18 protein-coding genes are annotated in these 18,384 nt (G+C 72.3%); 9 read left to right on the top strand and 9 right to left on the bottom strand.

The genetic code is table 11. The features are described 5' to 3' along the window. The first annotated feature begins 8 nt into the window (after nucleotides 1–8). Entirely contained in the window at nucleotides 9–989 is a 981-nt protein-coding gene (locus ABZ898_RS21305) for an ATP-binding protein (RefSeq protein ID WP_361661008.1), read from the top strand. Between the two features lie 3 nt (nucleotides 990–992). Here the strand turns inward: ABZ898_RS21305 and ABZ898_RS21300 are convergent, their stop codons facing one another. Next, nucleotides 993–2,258, bottom strand: coding sequence for a hypothetical protein (locus ABZ898_RS21300; RefSeq protein ID WP_361661005.1), 1,266 nt, complete (start codon nucleotides 2,256–2,258; stop codon nucleotides 993–995). A gap of 347 nt (nucleotides 2,259–2,605) precedes the next feature. On the opposite strand from ABZ898_RS21300, the gene ABZ898_RS21295 reads away from it, so the two are divergent. From ABZ898_RS21295 to ABZ898_RS21270, 6 genes are all read left to right on the top strand, one after another. Continuing rightward, nucleotides 2,606–5,017 (top strand): bifunctional SulP family inorganic anion transporter/carbonic anhydrase, encoded by a 2,412-nt coding sequence (locus ABZ898_RS21295; RefSeq protein WP_361661002.1) that lies wholly within the window; start codon nucleotides 2,606–2,608, stop codon nucleotides 5,015–5,017. A 126-nt stretch (nucleotides 5,018–5,143) separates the two neighbouring features. Then, on the top strand, nucleotides 5,144–7,099 hold the full coding sequence (gene acs, locus ABZ898_RS21290) for an acetate--CoA ligase (RefSeq protein ID WP_361660999.1): 1,956 nt from the start codon (nucleotides 5,144–5,146) through the stop codon (nucleotides 7,097–7,099). 151 nt (nucleotides 7,100–7,250) lie between these two features. Beyond that, on the top strand, nucleotides 7,251–8,693 hold the full coding sequence (gene nhaA, locus ABZ898_RS21285; protein WP_361660996.1) for a Na+/H+ antiporter NhaA: 1,443 nt from the start codon (nucleotides 7,251–7,253) through the stop codon (nucleotides 8,691–8,693). A 54-nt stretch (nucleotides 8,694–8,747) separates the two neighbouring features. Continuing rightward, entirely contained in the window at nucleotides 8,748–9,227 is a 480-nt protein-coding gene (locus ABZ898_RS21280; protein WP_361660992.1) for a phage holin family protein, read from the top strand. Continuing rightward, nucleotides 9,224–10,159, top strand: a complete 936-nt coding sequence (locus tag ABZ898_RS21275; protein ID WP_361660989.1) for an alpha/beta hydrolase — start codon at nucleotides 9,224–9,226, stop codon at nucleotides 10,157–10,159. Before ABZ898_RS21280 ends, ABZ898_RS21275 begins: the two co-directional genes overlap by 4 nt. A 139-nt stretch (nucleotides 10,160–10,298) precedes the next feature. Then, nucleotides 10,299–10,481: a hypothetical protein gene (locus ABZ898_RS21270; protein ID WP_361660986.1), complete on the top strand. Its 183-nt coding sequence runs from the start codon at nucleotides 10,299–10,301 to the stop codon at nucleotides 10,479–10,481. A 43-nt stretch (nucleotides 10,482–10,524) separates the two neighbouring features. Here ABZ898_RS21270 and ABZ898_RS21265 read toward each other — a convergent pair whose 3' ends face one another. The 3 genes from ABZ898_RS21265 to nth are packed head-to-tail and all read right to left on the bottom strand — an operon-like array spanning nucleotide 10,525 to nucleotide 13,344. Beyond that, on the bottom strand, nucleotides 10,525–11,724 hold the full coding sequence (locus ABZ898_RS21265; protein WP_361660983.1) for a MarP family serine protease: 1,200 nt from the start codon (nucleotides 11,722–11,724) through the stop codon (nucleotides 10,525–10,527). Nucleotides 11,725–11,781: 57 nt separating this feature from the next. Continuing rightward, nucleotides 11,782–12,477 (bottom strand): CoA pyrophosphatase, encoded by a 696-nt coding sequence (locus tag ABZ898_RS21260; protein WP_361660980.1) that lies wholly within the window; start codon nucleotides 12,475–12,477, stop codon nucleotides 11,782–11,784. A 51-nt stretch (nucleotides 12,478–12,528) separates the two neighbouring features. After that, on the bottom strand, nucleotides 12,529–13,344 hold the full coding sequence (gene nth / locus ABZ898_RS21255) for an endonuclease III (RefSeq protein ID WP_361660977.1): 816 nt from the start codon (nucleotides 13,342–13,344) through the stop codon (nucleotides 12,529–12,531). Between the two features lie 335 nt (nucleotides 13,345–13,679). On the opposite strand from nth, the gene ABZ898_RS21250 reads away from it, so the two are divergent. After that, the gene (locus ABZ898_RS21250; RefSeq protein ID WP_361660974.1) at nucleotides 13,680–14,354 is read left to right on the top strand and encodes a Crp/Fnr family transcriptional regulator; all 675 of its coding nucleotides are present in this window, start codon (nucleotides 13,680–13,682) and stop codon (nucleotides 14,352–14,354) included. An 87-nt stretch (nucleotides 14,355–14,441) separates the two neighbouring features. Further along, nucleotides 14,442–15,278: a nucleotidyltransferase domain-containing protein gene (locus tag ABZ898_RS21245; protein WP_361660972.1), complete on the top strand. Its 837-nt coding sequence runs from the start codon at nucleotides 14,442–14,444 to the stop codon at nucleotides 15,276–15,278. Here ABZ898_RS21245 and ABZ898_RS21240 read toward each other — a convergent pair whose 3' ends face one another. From ABZ898_RS21240 to ABZ898_RS21220, 5 genes are all read right to left on the bottom strand, one after another. Beyond that, complete coding sequence (locus ABZ898_RS21240) at nucleotides 15,279–15,893, bottom strand: ankyrin repeat domain-containing protein (protein WP_361661260.1); 615 nt, start codon at nucleotides 15,891–15,893, stop codon at nucleotides 15,279–15,281. Between the two features lie 33 nt (nucleotides 15,894–15,926). Continuing rightward, nucleotides 15,927–16,757, bottom strand: coding sequence for an MBL fold metallo-hydrolase (locus tag ABZ898_RS21235; protein ID WP_361660969.1), 831 nt, complete (start codon nucleotides 16,755–16,757; stop codon nucleotides 15,927–15,929). Then, on the bottom strand, nucleotides 16,754–17,635 hold the full coding sequence (locus ABZ898_RS21230) for an NUDIX hydrolase (RefSeq protein ID WP_361660966.1): 882 nt from the start codon (nucleotides 17,633–17,635) through the stop codon (nucleotides 16,754–16,756). The genes ABZ898_RS21235 and ABZ898_RS21230 overlap by 4 nt, the downstream gene beginning before the upstream one ends. 62 nt (nucleotides 17,636–17,697) lie before the next feature. Further along, nucleotides 17,698–18,162 (bottom strand): RidA family protein, encoded by a 465-nt coding sequence (locus tag ABZ898_RS21225; RefSeq protein WP_361660964.1) that lies wholly within the window; start codon nucleotides 18,160–18,162, stop codon nucleotides 17,698–17,700. Beyond that, nucleotides 18,159–18,317 (bottom strand): DUF4177 domain-containing protein, encoded by a 159-nt coding sequence (locus ABZ898_RS21220; RefSeq protein WP_018547934.1) that lies wholly within the window; start codon nucleotides 18,315–18,317, stop codon nucleotides 18,159–18,161. Before ABZ898_RS21220 ends, ABZ898_RS21225 begins: the two co-directional genes overlap by 4 nt. Nucleotides 18,318–18,384 lie beyond the last annotated feature (67 nt).

Here is an 18,384-nt window from a genome sequence, read left to right as displayed (position 1 = left end):
TGGTGAACATGAAAATTGCTTTCGTCGGGAAGGGCGGCAGCGGCAAGACCACGCTCTCCTCCCTCTTCATCCGCCATCTCGCGGCCGCCGGGGCCCCGGTCGTCGCCATCGACGCGGACATCAACCAGCACCTCGGGCCCGCTCTCGGCCTCGACGAGTCCGAAGCCGCGGCGCTGCCCGCCATGGGCGACCGGCTGCCGCTGATCAAGGACCATCTGCGCGGCTCCAACCCGCGCATCACCTCGGCCGAGACGATGATCAAGACCACCCCGCCCGGCACCGGCTCCCGGCTGGTCCGGGTCGGCGGGCCCGACGCGATCCACGACGCCTGCGCCCGCCCGGTGCGGCTCGACCAGGGCACGGTCCGCCTGATGGTCACGGGCCCCTTCACCGACGCCGACCTGGGAGTGGCCTGCTACCACTCCAAGACGGGCGCGGTGGAGCTGTTCCTGAACCACCTCGTCGACGGCCCCGGCGAATACGTGGTGGTCGACATGACCGCGGGGTCGGACTCCTTCGCCTCGGGCATGTTCACCCGCTTCGACATGACGTTCCTGGTCGCCGAACCGACCCGGAAGGGCGTCTCCGTCTACCGCCAGTACAAGGAGTACGCCCGCGACTACGGCGTCACGCTGAAGGTGGTCGGCAACAAGGTCCAGGGGCCGGACGACGTCGAGTTCCTGCGCGCGGAGGTCGGGGACGACCTGCTGGTGACGGTCGGGCACTCGGACTGGGTGCGCGCCATGGAGAAGGGCCGTCCGCCCCGCTTCGGCCTCCTGGAGGACGGCAACGTCCGCGCGCTCGGGGAACTGCGCGCCGCCGCCGACGCGACCTACCGGCAGCGCGACTGGGAGCGCTACACCCGGCAGATGGTCGACTTCCATCTGCGCAACGCCCGGTCCTGGGGCAACGAGCGCACCGGGACCGACCTGGCGGCGCAGGTCGACCCCGGTTTCGTGCTCGGCGAGAGCGTGGCGGCCCCCGTCTGACCCCTACTGCCTGGCGGCCGGCGCTCCGGGGACGCCCTTCGGCGCCGGGGCCGGGCGGCCGGAGAGCAGGGAGGCCCAGCCCTGCTTGGGCGTCTCGCCCACCTCCAGGGTGCGCAGCTTGGCCAGCGTCTGCGGGTCCTGGGCGTCCAGCCAGTCGGCGAGCTGGCGGAAGGACACGCAGCGGACCTCGGACCGGGTGCACACCTCCTTGACCACGTCCTCGACGGCGCGCATGTAGGTGCCGCCGTTCCAGGACTCGAAGTGGTTGCCGATGATCAGGGGCGCGCGGTTGCCGTCGTAGGCCCGGTAGAAGCCCTTGAGCAGGCCGTCGCGCATCTCGTCGCCCCACATGGCGAACTTGTCGGGGTCACCCTGGGTCTGGGTGCCGGACTGGTTGACCATGAAGTTGTAGTCCATGGTCAGCTGCTCGAAGGTGTGGCCGGGGAAGGGGACCAGCTGCATGGACAGGTCCCACAGGCCCTGCCGCTTCTTGGGCCAGACCTGGTCGTTGACACCGCTGGAGTCGTAGCGGAAGCCCATCTGGCTCGCCGCCTTGATGAAGTTCTTCTGCCCTTCCAGGCAGGGGGTGCGGGCGCCGATGAGTTCCTTGTCGTAGTCGAAGGGCAGCGGCGACGACTTCTTCAGGCCCGAGTTGGTCTTCCAGGTCTTCACGAACTCCTTGGCCTGGCCGATCTCGCTCTTCCACTCGGCCACGGACCACTGACCGACACCGCCGTCAGGTCCGCAGAAGTGGCCGTTGAAGTGGGTGCCGATCTCGTTGCCCTCCAGCCAGGCCAGGCGGGCCTGCTTGGCGGTGTCGGCGATGCCCTGCTCATCGTTGAAGCCGATGTCGGAGCGCCCCGGGGAGTGCTGGGGCGGCTTGTACAGGTCCCGCTTCTCCTCCGGCAGCATGTAGACGCCGCTGAGGAAGTACGTCATGTTCGCGCGGTTGTCCTTGGCGACCTTGCGGAAGTGCGAGAACAGCTTCTGGCTGTCCTCGCCCGCGCCGTCCCAGGAGAACACCACGAACTGCGGCGGCTTCTGACCCGGCTTCAGCTTCTCGGGCCGGGGCAGGTGCGGCTGCGCGCCGGTGTAGGCGGTGGAGCCGTCGCCGATCAGCCGGGCGACGCTTCCCGGAGCCGGGGCGCCCTTCTGCGGGCCGGGCGCTCCTTCCTTCGTCCCGCCGGAGCCGGTGGCGCAGCCGGCGAGGGACGCGGCACCGGCCGCGGCGACCATGGCACAGACGGCGATCCTCTGGGTGGCGGCCATGTTCCGCCCACCTTCTTCCTTCTCTCGGGCGAACTCTCAGGCGAACGCCGGCGAGGGCGTTTTCTGACGATCCGCCGGATTCCTCCCGGCGGGCCGTCAAGGTCGCACGAGGTCGAGAAGGAATTAGTACGACAAGCCGATGAAAGGACCGCTTCACCCGGCAGAGTGCACATATGTGCCATTTGCTCGGAAAAGATATGCCGAGCCTTTACTCTGGATTACGGTTCGTTTACCGAGCGTTGAATCATCCCGCCGCTGTACGCCGTGACCCACGGCCGCGACCGAATCCCCGCCCCGGGCGGGACCCCCCAAGTCCGCGACCGCGCTGCCCCGGAGGAGACGGGAACATGCCAGCCTGCGCACCCCCTCGAACACAGCACTCCCCGCCCCACACCGACCCACCGCCCCGGCGCCGCCGCTTCCGCGTCGAGAGCGCCGACGTCTCCGCGTCCATCGCGGTCTTCCTGATCGCCCTGCCGCTCTCCCTGGGCATCGCCCTGGCCACCGGCGCCCCGCTCCAGGCGGGCCTGGTCGCCGCCGCGGTCGGCGGGATCGTCGCCGGACGCATCGGCGGCTGCCCGTTGCAGGTCAGCGGACCGGCCGCCGGCCTGACCGTGGTCACCGCCGACCTCATCCACCAGTACGGCTGGCGCGCGACCTGCGGCATCACCGTCCTCGCCGGCATCGCCCAGCTCGGCCTCGGCTGCCTGCGGGTGGCACGCGGCGCGCTCGCCGTCAGCCCGGCGGTCGTGCACGGCATGCTCGCGGGCATCGGCGTCACGATCGCCGTGGCCCAGGTGCACATCGTGCTCGGCGGTAGTCCGGACAGCTCCGTCCTCGCCAACCTGCGGGCCCTCCCGGCCCAGTTGGCCCGCCTCGACCCGGCCGCCGTGGCGATGAGCGCCCTGACGCTGACACTGCTGCTGGCCTGGCCCCGCATCCCCGGCGCCGTGGGCACCCTGCTCCGCCGGGTCCCGGCCGCGCTGGTCGCCGTCATCGGGGCCACCGTGACGGCCGCGCTGACCGGACTCACCCTGCCCCGCGTCGACCTCCCGTCCTGGCGCAGTCACGCCCTGGCCGGACTCCCCGAAGGACCCGCGCTGGGCGTCGTCGCCGCCGTGCTGACCACCACCCTGGTGTGCAGCGTGCAGTCGCTGCTCGGCGCGGTGGCCGTGGACAAGCTGGCCGCCGCCCGCACCGGCCCCGCGCACGTCGGCCGCTCCGACCTCGACCGCGAACTGCTCGGCCAGGGCGCGGCCAACATCCTCTCCGGCGCGCTCGGCGGACTCCCGGTCGCGGGAGTGGCGGTACGGAGCACGGCGAACGTGAACGCGGGTGCCGTGAGCCGGAACTCCACGATGCTGCACGGCGGCCTGGTGGTGATCGCCGCCCTGCTGATGGTCCCGCTCCTGGAGCAGATCCCGCTGGCCTCGCTGGCCGCCCTGGTGATGGCCGTCGGCATCCAGATGGTGTCCCTGCACCACATCCGCACGGTGACCCGCCACCGCGAGGTGCCGGTGTACGCCGCCACCACCCTCGGCGTGGTCTGCCTCGGCGTCCTGGAGGGGGTGCTCCTCGGCATCGCCGTGGCCGTCGCCCTCGCCCTGCACCGCCTCACCCACACCCGCATCACGCACGAGGAGAGGGAGGGGGTCCATCACATCCATGTGCGCGGCCAGTTGACGTTCCTCGCCGTGCCCCGGCTCAGCAGAGCCCTGCACCGCGTGCCCCCCGGCGCCCGTGCCGTGGTGGAGCTGGACGGCTCCTTCATGGACCACGCGGCGTACGAGTCGCTACAGGACTGGCGAAGCTCCCACACCGCGCGGGGCGGCTCCGCCGAGCTGAAGGACCGCCGCACCGGCGTACGGGACGAGGGCGCGCCCTCCTCCACCGTCTGCCGGTGCCGCCCCTGGACACCGTGGCGGAACCACCGGTGCGCGATGCCGGTGCCGGCCTCGGGCGAGAAGGCACCCGGAGAGCAGGGCACCCGGGAAGCGGCCCCGGACCCGGTCACCCCGCGCGGGACGGCCGGCTCCTGGGCCACCCGCCCCCACCCCGAGACACATGAACTCGCCCGGGGCATCAGCTCGTTCCAGAGGAACACCGCGCCGCTGGTGCGGGAGGAGCTGGCCCGGCTGGCCAAGGAAGGACAGCGGCCCTCGCAGCTGTTCCTGACCTGCGCCGACTCCCGGCTCGTCACGTCGATGATCACCGCGAGCGGTCCGGGCGACCTGTTCGTGGTCCGCAACGTCGGCAACCTCGTGCCCCCGCCAGCCCAGGAGCACTCCGACGACTCGGTCGCGGCCGCCATCGAGTACGCGGTGGACGTGCTCGGCGTCAGGTCGATCACCGTGTGCGGGCACTCCGGGTGCGGGGCGATGCAGGCCCTGCTGGCCGCCGAGCCCGGCACCGCGACGACCCCGCTGCGCCGGTGGCTGCGGCACGGGGAGCCGAGCCTCGGCCGGATGGCCGACGGGCGCCCGGAGCGCCCCCGGCTGGCCGCGCGCCCGGTGGCCGACGCGGTGGAGGAGCTGTGCCTGACCAACGTGGTGCAGCAACTGGCGCATCTGAGGGCGCACGAGTCGGTCGGGCGCGCCCTGGCGGCCGGTGCGCTGGAGCTGCACGGCATGTACTTCCACGTCGGCGAGGCGCGGGCGTACCTGCTCGGGGACGAGGAGGACGGGGAGGTCTTCCACGACGTGAGAGAGGACGTGAAGGAGGACGTGCGAGAGGGGCCGGAGGTGGGCAGCTTGGTCTGAGCGGCCACGCGTGCGGTGACCGCAGAGAGGTCTAAACCAATTCTGCGGTCCACCCTTGTCATCAGCTCCGACGTCTGATGAGGTGTGGCCCGGGACACAACGGACACCCTGGGAAAGGGAGATGTCGTGAGCAACGAGAGCCTGGCCAACCTTCTTCGGGAGGAGCGACGCTTCGCGCCGCCGGCCGATCTGGCCGCGAACGCCAACGTCACGGCCGAGGCGTACGAAAAGGCCGACGCCGACCGGCTCGGTTTCTGGGCCGAACAGGCCCGCAGGCTGAGCTGGGCCAAGGAGCCGACCAAGACGCTCGACTGGTCGAACCCGCCGTTCGCCAAGTGGTTCGAGGACGGCGAGCTGAACGTCGCCTACAACTGCGTGGACCGGCACGTGGAGGCCGGCAACGGCGACCGCGTCGCCATCCACTTCGAGGGCGAGCCGGGCGACAGCCGCTCCCTGACCTACGCCGAGCTGAAGGACGAGGTCTCCAAGGCGGCCAACGCCCTGCTGGAGCTGGGTGTCCGCAAGGGCGACCGGGTCGCCATCTACATGCCGATGATCCCCGAGACCGCGATCGCGATGCTGGCCACGGCCCGGATCGGCGCCGCGCACTCGGTGGTCTTCGGCGGCTTCTCGGCGGACGCGCTGGCCACCCGCATCAAGGACGCGGACGCCAAGGTCGTCATCACCTCCGACGGCGGATACCGCCGCGGCCAGCCCTCCGCGCTCAAGCCCGCCGTGGACGACGCGGTCGCCAAGGCCGGCACCGTCGAGCACGTGCTGGTGGTCCGCCGTACCGGGCAGGACGTGGCGTTCGACGCCGGGCGGGACGTGTGGTGGGACGAGCTGGTCGGGCGCCAGTCGGCCGAGCACACCCCGGAGGCGTTCGGCGCGGAGCACCCGCTGTTCATCCTCTACACCTCCGGCACCACGGGTAAGCCGAAGGGCATCCTGCACACCTCGGGCGGCTACCTCACGCAGGCGGCCTACACCCACTGGGCCGTCTTCGACCTCAAGCCGGAGACGGACGTCTACTGGTGCACGGCCGACGTCGGCTGGGTCACCGGCCACTCCTACATCGTCTACGGCCCGCTGGCCAACGGCGCGACCCAGGTCATGTACGAGGGCACCCCGGACACCCCGCACCAGGGCCGCTTCTGGGAGATCGTCGAGAAGTACCGCGTCTCGATCCTCTACACCGCGCCGACCGCGATCCGGACGTTCATGAAGTGGGGCGACGAGATCCCCGCGCAGTTCGACCTGACCTCGCTCAGGGTGCTGGGCTCGGTGGGCGAGCCGATCAACCCCGAGGCGTGGGTCTGGTACCGCAAGAACATCGGCGCCGACATCACCCCGGTCGTGGACACCTGGTGGCAGACCGAGACCGGCGCGATGATGATCTCGCCGCTGCCGGGTGTCACCGAGACCAAGCCCGGCTCCGCGCAGCGTCCGCTGCCCGGCATCAGCGCCACCGTCGTCGACGACGAGGCCAACGAGGTGCCGAACGGGGGCGGCGGCTACCTGGTCCTCACCGAGCCGTGGCCGTCGATGCTGCGCACCATCTGGGGCGACGACCAGCGGTTCCTGGACACCTACTGGTCGCGCTTCCAGGGCAAGTACTTCGCCGGCGACGGCGCGAAGAAGGACGACGACGGGGACATCTGGCTCCTCGGTCGCGTGGACGACGTGATGCTGGTGTCGGGCCACAACATCTCCACCACGGAGGTGGAGTCGGCGCTGGTGTCGCACCCCGCCGTCGCCGAGGCGGCCGTCGTGGGCGCGGCCGACGAGACGACCGGCCAGGCCATCGTCGCCTTCGTCATCCTGCGCGGCTCGGCCGCCGAGGACGAGAAGCTGGTCGCCGAGCTGCGCGACCACGTCGGCTCCACCCTCGGCCCGATCGCCAAGCCCAAGCGGGTCCTGCCGGTCGTGGAGCTGCCCAAGACCCGCTCCGGCAAGATCATGCGCCGGCTGCTGCGGGACGTGGCGGAGAACCGTGAGCTCGGAGACGTCACCACGCTGACGGACTCCACGGTCATGTCGCTCATCCAGTCCAAGCTGCCGTCCTCCTCCAGCGAGGGCTGAGCGGACAGGGGACCGGGGGTCCCGGCGACGCGCCGGGACCCCCGGTCTTAGGTAAAGTAAGCAAAGTGCGGCAGTTGTCCGTGCCTCGAGGTGCGCCGGGAAGTCTGGTCGGCAAGCGTTCTGTCATGCCCACCAGCCGGAGGTTCCCACCGTGGCCGCGTCCCGCACCCCCAACGCCGCCCGCAAGGCGCTCGGTCGGCTGTCGCTGCCCGAGCGGACCGCCGTCGCGGACGCGCTGCGCACCGAGACCGTCGGCGGTGTCCTCCTGCTCGTCGCCGCCGTCGCGGCGCTCCTCTGGGCCAACATCCCCGCGCTGAGCCACGCCTACGACGCCGTCAGCCACTTCCACCTCGGCCCCGCCGCCCTCGGCCTCGACCTCTCCGTCGCCCACTGGGCGGCCGACGGCCTGCTGGCCATCTTCTTCTTCGTCGCCGGGGTCGAGCTGAAACGCGAGCTGGTCGCCGGGGACCTGCGCGACCCCAAGGCGGCCGTCCTGCCCGTGGTGGCCGCGCTGTGCGGGATGGCCGTACCCGCGCTGGTGTACACGCTGACCGGCCTCACCGGCGGGGGCTCCCTGGCCGGCTGGGCGGTGCCGACCGCCACCGACATCGCCTTCGCGCTGGCCGTCCTCGCGGTCATCGGCACCTCGCTGCCCAGCGCGCTGCGCGCCTTCCTGCTGACCCTCGCCGTGGTCGACGACCTCTTCGCCATCCTGATCATCGCGGTCTTCTTCACCAGCCGGATCGACTTCGCCGCCCTCGGCGGGGCGGTCGTCGCCCTCGCGGTGTTCTGGCTGCTGCTGCGCAAGGGGGTGCGCGGCTGGTACGTGTACGTGCCGCTGGCGCTGGTGATCTGGGCCCTGATGTACAACAGCGGCGTCCACGCGACCATCGCCGGTGTGGCGATGGGCCTGATGCTCCGCTGCGTCACCCGTGAGGGTGAGGAGCAGTCGCCGGGTGAACGGCTGGAGCACCTGATGCGGCCGCTGTCGGCCGGACTCGCGGTACCGCTGTTCGCGCTGTTCAGCGCGGGGGTGCCGATCTCCGGCGGAGCGCTGGCCCAGGTGTTCACCCGTCCGGAGACGCTCGGGGTGGTGCTCGGGCTGGTCGTCGGCAAGACGGTCGGCGTCTTCGGCGGGACCTGGCTGACCGTCCGCTTCACCCGCGCCTCGCTGAGCGACGGGCTGGCCTGGGCGGACGTGTTCGCGGTCGCCACGCTCGCCGGGATCGGTTTCACCGTCTCCCTGCTCATCGGCGAGCTGGCCTTCGCCGGCGACACGGTCCTGACCGCCGAGGTGAAGGCGGCCGTCCTCGTCGGATCGCTGATCGCGGCCATCTGTGCGACCGTGCTGCTGAAGGTGCGCAACACCAAGTACCGGCGGCTGTGCGAGGACGAGGAGCGCGACGAGGATCTGGACGGCATCCCCGACGTCTACGAGCAGGACGACCCGGCGTATCACCTGCGCATGGCCGAGATCCACGAGGGGAAGGCCGCCGAGCACCGGCGTCTGGCCGCCGAACTGTCCGCCGAGCAGCGCCACGCGCGTGCCGAAGTGCCGGGCGGGGCAGGCGATGAGAACGGTCGTCCGGCATGATCTGACGAGACGGTACAAAACAAGACGGCACACAGAGCAGAGGGAGAGAACGCGATGAGCGCACCCGACGGCAGGCCGGTCGGCGCCGAACACAGCATCGGCCAGCTGGTCGCCTCGGCGACGACCGAGATGTCGGCGCTGGTGCACGACGAGATCGCGCTGGCCAAGGCGCAGCTCAAGCGGGACGTGAAGCGCGGCGCGGCGAGCGGCGGCGCCTTCTCCGTCGCGGGCGCGGTGCTGGTGTTCTCGCTGCCGATGCTCAACTTCGCGCTGGCCTACGGCATCCGGACCTGGAGCCACTGGAACCTCGCGGTGTGCTTCCTGCTGTCCTTCGCCGCCAACGTGCTGCTGGCCGGCCTGCTCGCGCTGATCGGCGTGACCCTCGCCAAGAAGGCCAAGAAGAGCAAGGCCCCGCAGAAGGTCGCCGCGTCCATGAAGACGTCGGCGGGCGTGCTCCAGAAGGCCAAGCCGCACCCGCGCGAGCTGCCCGCGGCGGACCGTACGGGCAAGGCTGTGGCACGCTCGTCCTCATGACGGAACCCGCCGCCGCACCAGCCGTACGCCTCGACCTGCCCTCCGGGGAGCAGGTGACGCACCGGGACGTCGCCGCCAACGGGGCGCGTTTCCACATCGCCGAGCTGGGCGACGGCCCCCTGGTGCTGCTGCTGCACGGCTTCCCGCAGTTCTGGTGGACCTGGCGGCACCAGATGTCCGCGCTGGCGGGCGCGGGCTACCGGGCCGTCGCCATGGATCTGCGGGGCGTCGGCGGCAGCGACCGCACCCCGCGCGGGTACGACCCCGCCAACCTGGCGCTGGACGTCACCGGGGTGATCCGCTCGCTCGGCGAGCCGGACGCCGCGCTGGTCGGCCACGACCTGGGCGGTTACCTGGCGTGGACGGCGGCGGCGATGCGGCCGAAGCTGGTGCGGCGGCTCGCCGTGGCGTCCATGCCGCACCCCCGGCGCTGGCGCGCGGCGATGCTGAAGGACGCCCGGCAGACGGCGGCCAGCTCCTACATCTGGGGCTTCCAGCGGCCGTGGATTCCCGAGCGCCGGCTCACCGCCGACGACGGCGCGCTGGTGGGCGAGCTGATCCGCGACTGGTCCGGCCCCCGGCTGCCGGAGGACGCGGACGTGGAGGCGTACCAGCGGGCGATGTGCATCCCGTCGACGGCGCACTGCTCGATCGAGCCGTACCGCTGGCTGGTGCGTTCGCTGGCCCGGCCGGACGGCATCCAGTTCAACCGGCGCATGAAGCGGCCGGTCCGGGTGCCGACGCTGCATCTGCACGGCTCGCTGGACCCGGTCACCCGGACCCGCAGCGCGGCCGGTTCGGGTGAGTACGTGGAGGCGCCCTACCGCTGGCGGCTGTTCGACGGGCTGGGGCACTTCCCGCACGAGGAGGACCCGGTGGCGTTCTCCACCGAGCTGATCAACTGGCTGAAGGACCCCGAACCCGATCGGTGACCGTTCGGGTGCACTGGGTGTCCGTTTTCCCCACCGTTTCCGACCACTTGTCCTCCGGATCGCCACATGCCTGACGCATAGGCCGATCCGGTGGCCCCGACGTGGTTATCGACCTTGGGGCGGGGGCACACGTCGGGGTATGGGCTGGACGCACGACCACGGTGACGCACCCCGCGAACGACGCTCGGCCTCCGGGCCGACCTCGCCACCAGGAGGAACTCCGCAACTCGCGGAGGCGGACCCGAGGGTGGGGATTCCGCGCATCCTGCGCCGCCGGGCCCGCTGGGTGTCCGTACGCCTGCGCCACACGGCGCGCGACTGAGCCCCGCCGCTTCAGCCGGCCGACCACGGCCCCATGAGGGCGCTCAGAGCGCGCAGTTGTCGGTTCCGACCTGCTGGTTCGCGGTGCGTCCCTGGGCGATGTCCTCGCGGATCTCGTCCGTGGTGAGGGCGTACCCGGTCTCGGCGTCGTCCAGCGACTTGGCGAACACCACGCCGTACACCTTCCCCTGAGGGGTCAGCAGCGGGCCGCCGGAGTTGCCCTGGCGGACGGTGGTGTAGAGCGAGTACACGTCCCGGCCGACCGTGCCCCGGTGGTAGATGTCCGGGCCGTTCGCCGTGATGCGCCCGCGGACGCGCGCCGCGCGCACGTCGTACGCGCCGTTCTCCGGGAAGCCGGCCACGATCGCGCCGTCCCCGCCGCCGGCGCCCTCTGCGGCGAACCGCAGCACGGGCGCGCGCAGGTCGGGGACGTCCAGGACGGCGATGTCGCGCCGCCAGTCGTAGAGCACCACCGTGGCGTCGTACTTGCGGCCCTCCCCGCCTATCTGGACGGTGGGTTCGTCGACGCCGCCGACGACATGGGCGTTGGTCATCACCCGCCGCTCGCCGAAGACGAAGCCGGTGCCCTCCAGCACCTTGCCGCAACTGCGGGCCGTGCCGGTGACCTTGACGATCGAGCGCTGGGCCCGGGTGGCCGCGGCGCTGCTCGCCAGGGCCTGGTCGGGCGGGCGGACCTCGCGGATCTGCTCGTCGGAGAACGGGCTGAAGACCTGCGGGAAGCCGTTCTGCGCGAGGACCGAGGTGAAGTCCTTGAACCACGTGTTGGACCGCTCGGGCAGCACCTGGTCCATCCCGACCAGCACCTTGGAGCCGCGCACCTCGCGGCCGAGCGTCGGCAGCGTCGTCTGGGCCAGGACGGAGCCGAGGAGCCACGCGACCAGCAGCATGGCGGCCACGTTGACCAGGGCACCGCCGGTGGCGTCCAGCGCGCGGGCCGGGGACCACGTGATGTGCCGGCGCAGCTTGCCGCCCAGGTGCGTGGTGAGGGCCTGCCCCACGGAGGCGATGACGATCACGACGATGACCGCGACGACCGCGGCCGCGGTGCTGACCTCCGCGCCCTCGGTCAGGGCGTCCCAGACCGGGGGCAGCGCGTAGACGGTGAGCAGGCCGCCGCCGAGGAAGCCGGTCACCGACAGGATGCCGACGACGAAGCCCTGGCGGTAACCCACGACCGCGAACCACGCGGCGGCCAGCAGCAGCAGGATGTCCAGCACGTTCAACGCTTCAGGCCCCGCCCATCGACTCTCTCCGCGGCAACGAACACGCACGACACCCTGTCACGACCACCGGTCGAGCGGGACCTGCCGGGTTCTGTCCCAGGGGCGCTCCCAGCCCGCGTAGTGCAGCAGCCGGTCGATGACACCGGCCGTGAACCCCCACACCAGGGCCGATTCGACCAGGAATGCCGGACCCCGGTGACCGCTGGGATGCACGGTGGTGGCGCGGTTGGCCGGGTCCGTGAGATCCGCCACGGGGACGGTGAAGACGCGGGCGGTCTCGCCCGGGTCGACGACACCGACCGGGCTGGGCTCGCGCCACCAGCCGAGGACAGGGGTGACGACGAACTCGCTGACCGGGATGTAGAGCGCGGGCAGCACGCCGAAGAGCTGGACGCCGGCCGGGTCGAGGCCGGTCTCCTCCTCCGCCTCGCGCAGCGCCGCCCGCAGCGGACCGTCGGTCTTGGGGTCGCCGTCCACGGCGTCGAGGGCGCCGCCCGGGAAGGAGGGCTGCCCCGCGTGGGAGCGCAGCGAGCCCGCGCGCTCCATCAGCAGCAGCTCGGGGCCGCGCTCGCCCTCGCCGAAGAGGATCAGCACCGCCGACTGGCGGCCGCCGCCGTCCTCCGGCGGCAGGAAGCGGCTGAGCTGGAGCGGCTGGACCGTCTCGGCGGCCCGCGCCACCGGCTCCAGCCAGCCCGGCAGGCCCTCCCTGCGCAGCGCCACCGGGTCCTCTCGCGTGTCACGCGTGTACGTCATGACCGCCCCCTCCTGCCGTGTCCAACGCTCGCGTGCCCCGGGATCGTTCCGTCATCCGGCCCCCAGCGGCGGGGCCGCGATGCCGCCGGCGTCCAGATAGGACTGCGGCGGGTTGAGCCGCTGGCCGGGGAAGCCGCCCTTCTCGTACTTCAGGAGCGCCCGTGCCTTGTCCGGGTCGGTCTCGCCCTCGCCGTAGGACGGGCAGAGCGGGGCGATGGGGCAGGCGCCGCAGGCCGGCTTGCGGGCGTGGCAGATGCGGCGGCCGTGCCAGATGACGTGGTGGGAGAGGTCGGTCCAGTCCTTCTTGGGGAAGAGCTCGCCGACCGCGGCCTCGATCTTGTCGGGCTCGGTCTCCTCGGTCCACTTCCAGCGCCGCACCAGCCGCTGGAAGTGGGTGTCCACGGTGATGCCGGGCCTGCCGAAGGCGTTGCCGAGGACCACGAAGGCGGTCTTGCGGCCGACGCCGGGCAGCTTGACCAGGTCCTCCAGCCTGCCGGGGACCTCACCGCCGAAGTCCTCCACCAGCGCCTTGGACAGCCCTATGACCGAGCGCGTCTTGGCGCGGAAGAAGCCGCAGGGCCGCAGGATCTCCTCCACCTCGGCGGGGTCGGCCGCCGCGAGGTCCTCCGGGGTGGGGTACTTGGCGAACAGCGCCGGGGTGGTCTGGTTGACGCGCAGGTCGGTGGTCTGGGCGGACAGGACCGTGGCGACCACGAGCTGGAAGGGGTTCTCGAAGTCCAGCTCGGGGTGGGCGTAGGGATACACCTCGGCGAGTTCGCGGTTGATGCGCCGGGCGCGGCGGACGAGGGTCGTGCGGGACTCGCCGGACGGGGCCGTACCGGACGGTTTCGCGGACGTCTTCTTCACCGGGGCATTTTTTATGGATTTCACCTTTTTGCCACTTCCACTGGAATCCTGTTCGCCCACGGCGGAATCACGTCGTACAACCACCCGCCCAGCCCCCTCGGCCTGCGCTCTCACCGGCGATTTGGACACCCGGCCAGCCTAGAGCCCGGCACCGACATCCGCTCCGGACCCGGAAGATCGGCCCCCGATTGGACCCCTGCCGCTTACCCCGGGACACCTGTGCGGCATCCTTGTGACAGATCACACTGTTTGGACCGTCCGGGAAAACGGGGAACACGGTCCCCTGGCACGCTGGGGAGGAACATCCCCTGAGCAGCTCGACAAGGAGAGAACTCGTGGACGACGTTCTGCGGCGCAACCCGCTCTTCGCGGCTCTTGACGACGAGCAGGCCGCTGAGCTGCGCGCCTCCATGAGCGAGGTGACCCTCGCTCGGGGCGACTCCCTGTTCCACGAGGGCGACCCCGGCGACCGGCTCTACGTCGTCACCGAGGGCAAGGTCAAGCTGCACCGCACCTCACCCGACGGGCGCGAGAACATGCTCGCCGTCGTCGGCCCCAGCGAGCTGATCGGCGAACTCTCGCTGTTCGACCCGGGCCCGCGCACGGCCACCGCGACCGCGCTGACCGAGGTCAAGATGCTCGGCCTCGGCCACGGCGACCTCCAGCCCTGGCTGAACGCCCGCCCCGAGGTCGCCGGCGCCCTGCTGCGCGCCGTCGCCCGCCGCCTGCGCAAGACCAACGACGCCATGTCCGACCTGGTCTTCTCCGACGTGCCCGGCCGTGTCGCGCGCGCCCTGCTGGACCTGTCGCGCCGCTTCGGCGTGCAGTCCGAGGAGGGCATCCACGTGGTGCACGACCTCACCCAGGAGGAGCTGGCCCAGCTGGTCGGCGCCTCCCGCGAGACGGTCAACAAGGCGCTCGCCGACTTCGCCCAGCGCGGCTGGCTCCGCCTGGAGGCGCGCGCGGTGATCCTGCTGGACGTCGAGCGGCTGGCCAAGCGGTCCCGCTGACGCCCACCGGGGCCTCTCCACGCCGGGCAGGGCCCTGGCGTCCGTAAATGACCTGCACGGCCGCCTGAGGCGGTGCACAGTGTCCGCATGCCAGCACCGCCAGTGCCCCACGGCCTCGACGCCGAGGGGTTCATCGCCCGTGAAGGCTCCCTCGCGCGCGTGCAGGACGCGTTCCGCCCCGTGGTGGCGGCAGCGCGGACCGGGCTGGCGGAGGTGTTCGGGGAGCGGCTGCACAGCGGCTACCTCTACGGGTCCGTCCCACGCGGCACCGCGCGCGTGGGACGCAGCGACCTGGACCTGCTCATCGCGCTGGACTCGGAGCCCTCCGACGCCGACCGGGCCGCCGTGGCGGACCTCGGTACCCACCTCGACGGGCGCTTCCCGCAGATCGACGGCGTGGGCAGCCTGCTGTACGGCCGGGCCCGGCTGCTGAGCGAGGCCGAGCGGTACGACATGGGGTGGTTCCTGGCCTGCCTGTGCACCCCGCTGCTCGGGGACGACCTCGCCGGGCGGCTGCCCCGCTACCGGCCCACCTCGCTGCTCGCCCGCGAGACCAACGGCGACCTCGCCCTGCTGCTCCCCCGCTGGCGCTCACGGATCGCCGGCGCCGGCACCGAGGAGGCCCGGCGTCCCCTCGTCCGCTTCATGTCCCGGCATCTGGTGCGCAACGGCTTCACCCTGGTGATGCCCCGCTGGAACGGCTGGACGAGCGAGCCGGCGGAGATGGCGGAGGTGTTCGGCGCGTACCACCCCCGCAGGGCCGCCCAGATGCGTGTGGCGGCCCGCTACGGCCGCGAGCCCGTCGGGGACCCGGCGGTCCTGCGCGGCTACGCGGACGACCTGGGACCGTGGCTGGCCGCGGAGTACGCGCGCGTGCACGGCGAGAAGACCGGGCGCGCGGACGCGGGGGCCGTCCAGCCCTGATCAGAGCCCGGACCAGCCCGTGGCGGTCACGCGGTAGCGGCTGCCGTCGCTGTAGTCCATCCGCGAGTGGGCGTGCACGTGCAGGTGGTCCGGTCCGAGGCGGTAGGTGAAGCCGCCCATCATCCCGGCGACCGGGAAGACGACGCCGACGTCCGGGCCCTCCGTCAGCGGCGGCAGCAGGTGCTCGGTCCGCTCCAGGGCGTGGCCCGCGTGGTCCCGGAGCAGCGCGTGGAAGTGCCTCTCCAGCTCGTGCGCCGGGGCCGGGAGCGTCCGCACCGGGACGGGCTCCAGCAGTTCGAGGAGATGCGTGTGCCCGCGCTCGCGCGCGACGTCCACGGCTCGCCCGCCGTCCCGCGCGCGCCGGGTGCGCCAGGCGCCGTGCGCGATCAGCCGGGAGACGACGGCGAAGTCCGCGCCGTGCCAGGCGGCCTGGTGCAGCGGGGCGAACCCGCTGCGCAGGCCGGGCCGGGGGAGGTTCGCCCACTCCGGGCGCCTGCCCAGCTCTTCGAAGACCGCGTCCCAGTCGGCGTCCCGCGCCAGGTCGGCGAAGCGGTCGCGCTCCCGGAGGTACTCCTCGCCGAACTGCCCGCGGTCGGTCAGGCCGTCCCACTCCATCCTGATCACGCGGCCACGCTAGCGGGCCGGGGCTCAGATCAGCCCGTGCTCGCCCAGATAGTCCAGCTGGGCCCGGACCGAGAGCTCGGCCGCCGGCCACAGGGAGCGGTCGACGTCGGCGTACACGTGGGCCACCACGGCCTCGGCGGTGCGGTGGCCGTTCTCGACCGCCGTCTCGATCTGGGCCAGGCGGTTGGCGCGGTGGGCGAGGTAGAAGTCGACGGCGCCCTGGGCGTCCTCCAGGACCGGGCCGTGGCCCGGCAGGACGGTGTGCACGCCGTCGTCCACGGTCAGCGAGCGCAGGCGGCGCAGGGAGGCCAGGTACTCGCCGAGCCGGCCGTCGGGGTGGGCGACGAGGGTCGTGCCGCGCCCGAGGACGGTGTCACCGGTGAGCACCGCGCGGTCGGCCGGGAGATGGAAGCTCAGGGAGTCCGCGGTGTGGCCGGGGGTGGGCACGACCCGCAGCTCCAGACCGCCGACCGTGACCACGTCCCCGGCGCCCAGCCCCTCGTCCCCGAGCCGCAGCGCCGGGTCGAGCGCGCGCACGCGCGTGCCGGTGATCTCCGCGAACCGGGACGCGCCCTCCGCGTGGTCGGCGTGGCCGTGGGTGAGCAGGGTGAGCGCTATCCGCTTGCCCGCCTTCTCCGCCGTGTCGACGACCTCGCGCAGGTGGCCGTCGTCCAGCGGGCCGGGGTCTATGACCACGGCGAGGTCGGAGTCCGGTTCGGCGACGATCCAGGTGTTGGTGCCGTCCAGGGTCATGGGCGAGGCGTTGGGCGCGAGGACGTTGACGGCGCGTTCGGTCGCCGGGCCCGAGCGGACCACGTCACGGGGCTGGCCGGGCAGGGCGGCGGCGTCGCTCATGCCGTGCCTCCCCGCGGGCCCGGGGCTGCCGGGACGTGCTTGGTGAACTCCTCGTGCCCCGGCCAGCTCAGCTCCACCCGGCCGTCCAGCAGCCGGGCGCGCGCCAGCACCGGGGTGAGATCACGGCCGGGCGCGGCGGCGAGGGCCTCGGCGGCCGTCCCGTGGGGCAGCAGCTGGCGCAGGGTGGCGATGGTGGGCGGCATCATCAGCAGCTCGCCCCGGTCGTATCCGGCGGCCGCGTCGGCGGGCCGCGTCCACACCGTGCGGTCGGCCTCGGTGGACAGGTCGCGGGTGCGCTGGCCCTCGGGCAGGGCGGCGACGAAGAACCAGGTGTCGTAGCGCCGGGTCTCGAACTCGGGGGTGATCCAGCGGGTCCACGCCCCCAGCAGGTCGGAGCGCAGCACGAGCCCCCTGCGGTCGAGGAACTCGGCGAAGGACAGCTCGTGCGCGACCAGGGCGGCGCGGTCCGCCTCCCAGTCGTCCCCGCTGGTGTCGCCGACGACGGAGTCCGGGCCGGTCCCGGCGAGCAGGACGCCCGCCTCCTCGTACGTCTCGCGCACGGCCGCGCAGACGATCGCCTGGGCCGCGCCCTCGTCGACGCCGAGCCGGTCCGCCCACCACGCGCGCGTGGGGCCCGCCCAGCGGACGTGGTGGTCGTCGTCGCGGGGGTCGACCCCGCCGCCCGGATACGCGTACGCGCCTCCGGCGAAAGCCATGGAGGCGCGTCTGCGCAGCATGTGCACGGCCGGACCGGCCGGGGTGTCCTTGAGCAGCAGCACGGTCGCCGCCCGCTTCGGGGCGACAGGGGTGAGCGTGCCGTCCGCGAGGGCGCGGATGCGGTCGGGCCACTCCGGGGGGTACCACTGACCGTTCGCCATGGGCGGAGGCTATCCCGAACAGGGCAGATGTTCGAGAGGTGCCGGATCGCGGGCCGGACGGGCTACGGGACCAGCTCGACCAGGATCTCGACCTCGACCGGCGCGTCCAGCGGCAGCACCGCGACGCCCACCGCGCTGCGGGCGTGCACGCCCTTGTCGCCGAGCACCTCGCCGAGCAGCTCGCTGGCGCCGTTGAGGACGCCAGGCTGGCCGGTGAAGTCGGCGGCGGAGGCGACGAAGCCGGTGACCTTCACCACGCGGGCGATCAGGTCCAGGTCGCCGGTGACGGACTTGACGGCGGCCAGCGCGTTCAGCGCGCAGGTCCGGGCCAGGTCCTTGGCCTCCTCGGCCGTGACCTCGGCGCCGACCTTGCCGGTGACGGGCAGCTGCCCGTCCACCATGGGCAACTGGCCCGCGGTGTAGACGTAGATCCCGGACCGCACGGCGGGCTGGTACGCGGCCAGCGGCGGCACGACCTCCGGCAGCGTCAGGCCGAGGTCGGCGAGCCGGGCCTCGACCGCGCTCACGCCTGCTTCTCGCGCTTCAGGTAGGCGACGAGCTGCTCGGGGTTGGGCCCGGGCACCACCTGGACGAGCTCCCAGCCGTCCTCGCCCCAGTTGTCCAGGATCTGCTTCGTGGCGTGGACGAGCAGCGGCACCGTTGAGTATTCCCACTTGGTCATAGGCCGACTGTAGTCGTTGTTATCCACAGCCTCCCGCGTGAGTGTCGCCCGGACTGGTTAGGCTCGA

Origin of the sequence: Streptomyces sp. NPDC046860, assembly GCF_040645115.1 — a bacterium.
Classification (GTDB): domain Bacteria; phylum Actinomycetota; class Actinomycetes; order Streptomycetales; family Streptomycetaceae; genus Streptomyces.
Note: the sequence above shows the minus strand (reverse complement) of the source record. Positions and strands in the feature narration are given on the sequence as shown.

Excerpts from the sequence above, each read along its gene's own strand:
- ABZ898_RS21220 (WP_018547934.1), bottom strand. The coding sequence starts at position 18,317 with ATGACCAAGTGGGAATACTCAACGGTGCCGCTGCTCGTCCACGCCACG.
- ABZ898_RS21270 (WP_361660986.1), top strand. The coding sequence starts at position 10,299 with ATGGGCTGGACGCACGACCACGGTGACGCACCCCGCGAACGACGCTCG.
- ABZ898_RS21300 (WP_361661005.1), bottom strand. The coding sequence starts at position 2,258 with ATGGCCGCCACCCAGAGGATCGCCGTCTGTGCCATGGTCGCCGCGGCC.
- ABZ898_RS21230 (WP_361660966.1), bottom strand. The coding sequence starts at position 17,635 with ATGGCGAACGGTCAGTGGTACCCCCCGGAGTGGCCCGACCGCATCCGC.
- ABZ898_RS21240 (WP_361661260.1), bottom strand. The coding sequence starts at position 15,893 with ATGGAGTGGGACGGCCTGACCGACCGCGGGCAGTTCGGCGAGGAGTAC.
- ABZ898_RS21245 (WP_361660972.1), top strand. The coding sequence starts at position 14,442 with ATGCCAGCACCGCCAGTGCCCCACGGCCTCGACGCCGAGGGGTTCATC.
- ABZ898_RS21235 (WP_361660969.1), bottom strand. The coding sequence starts at position 16,757 with ATGAGCGACGCCGCCGCCCTGCCCGGCCAGCCCCGTGACGTGGTCCGC.
- ABZ898_RS21280 (WP_361660992.1), top strand. The coding sequence starts at position 8,748 with ATGAGCGCACCCGACGGCAGGCCGGTCGGCGCCGAACACAGCATCGGC.
- ABZ898_RS21260 (WP_361660980.1), bottom strand. The coding sequence starts at position 12,477 with ATGACGTACACGCGTGACACGCGAGAGGACCCGGTGGCGCTGCGCAGG.
- ABZ898_RS21275 (WP_361660989.1), top strand. The coding sequence starts at position 9,224 with ATGACGGAACCCGCCGCCGCACCAGCCGTACGCCTCGACCTGCCCTCC.
- ABZ898_RS21295 (WP_361661002.1), top strand. The coding sequence starts at position 2,606 with ATGCCAGCCTGCGCACCCCCTCGAACACAGCACTCCCCGCCCCACACC.
- ABZ898_RS21305 (WP_361661008.1), top strand. The coding sequence starts at position 9 with ATGAAAATTGCTTTCGTCGGGAAGGGCGGCAGCGGCAAGACCACGCTC.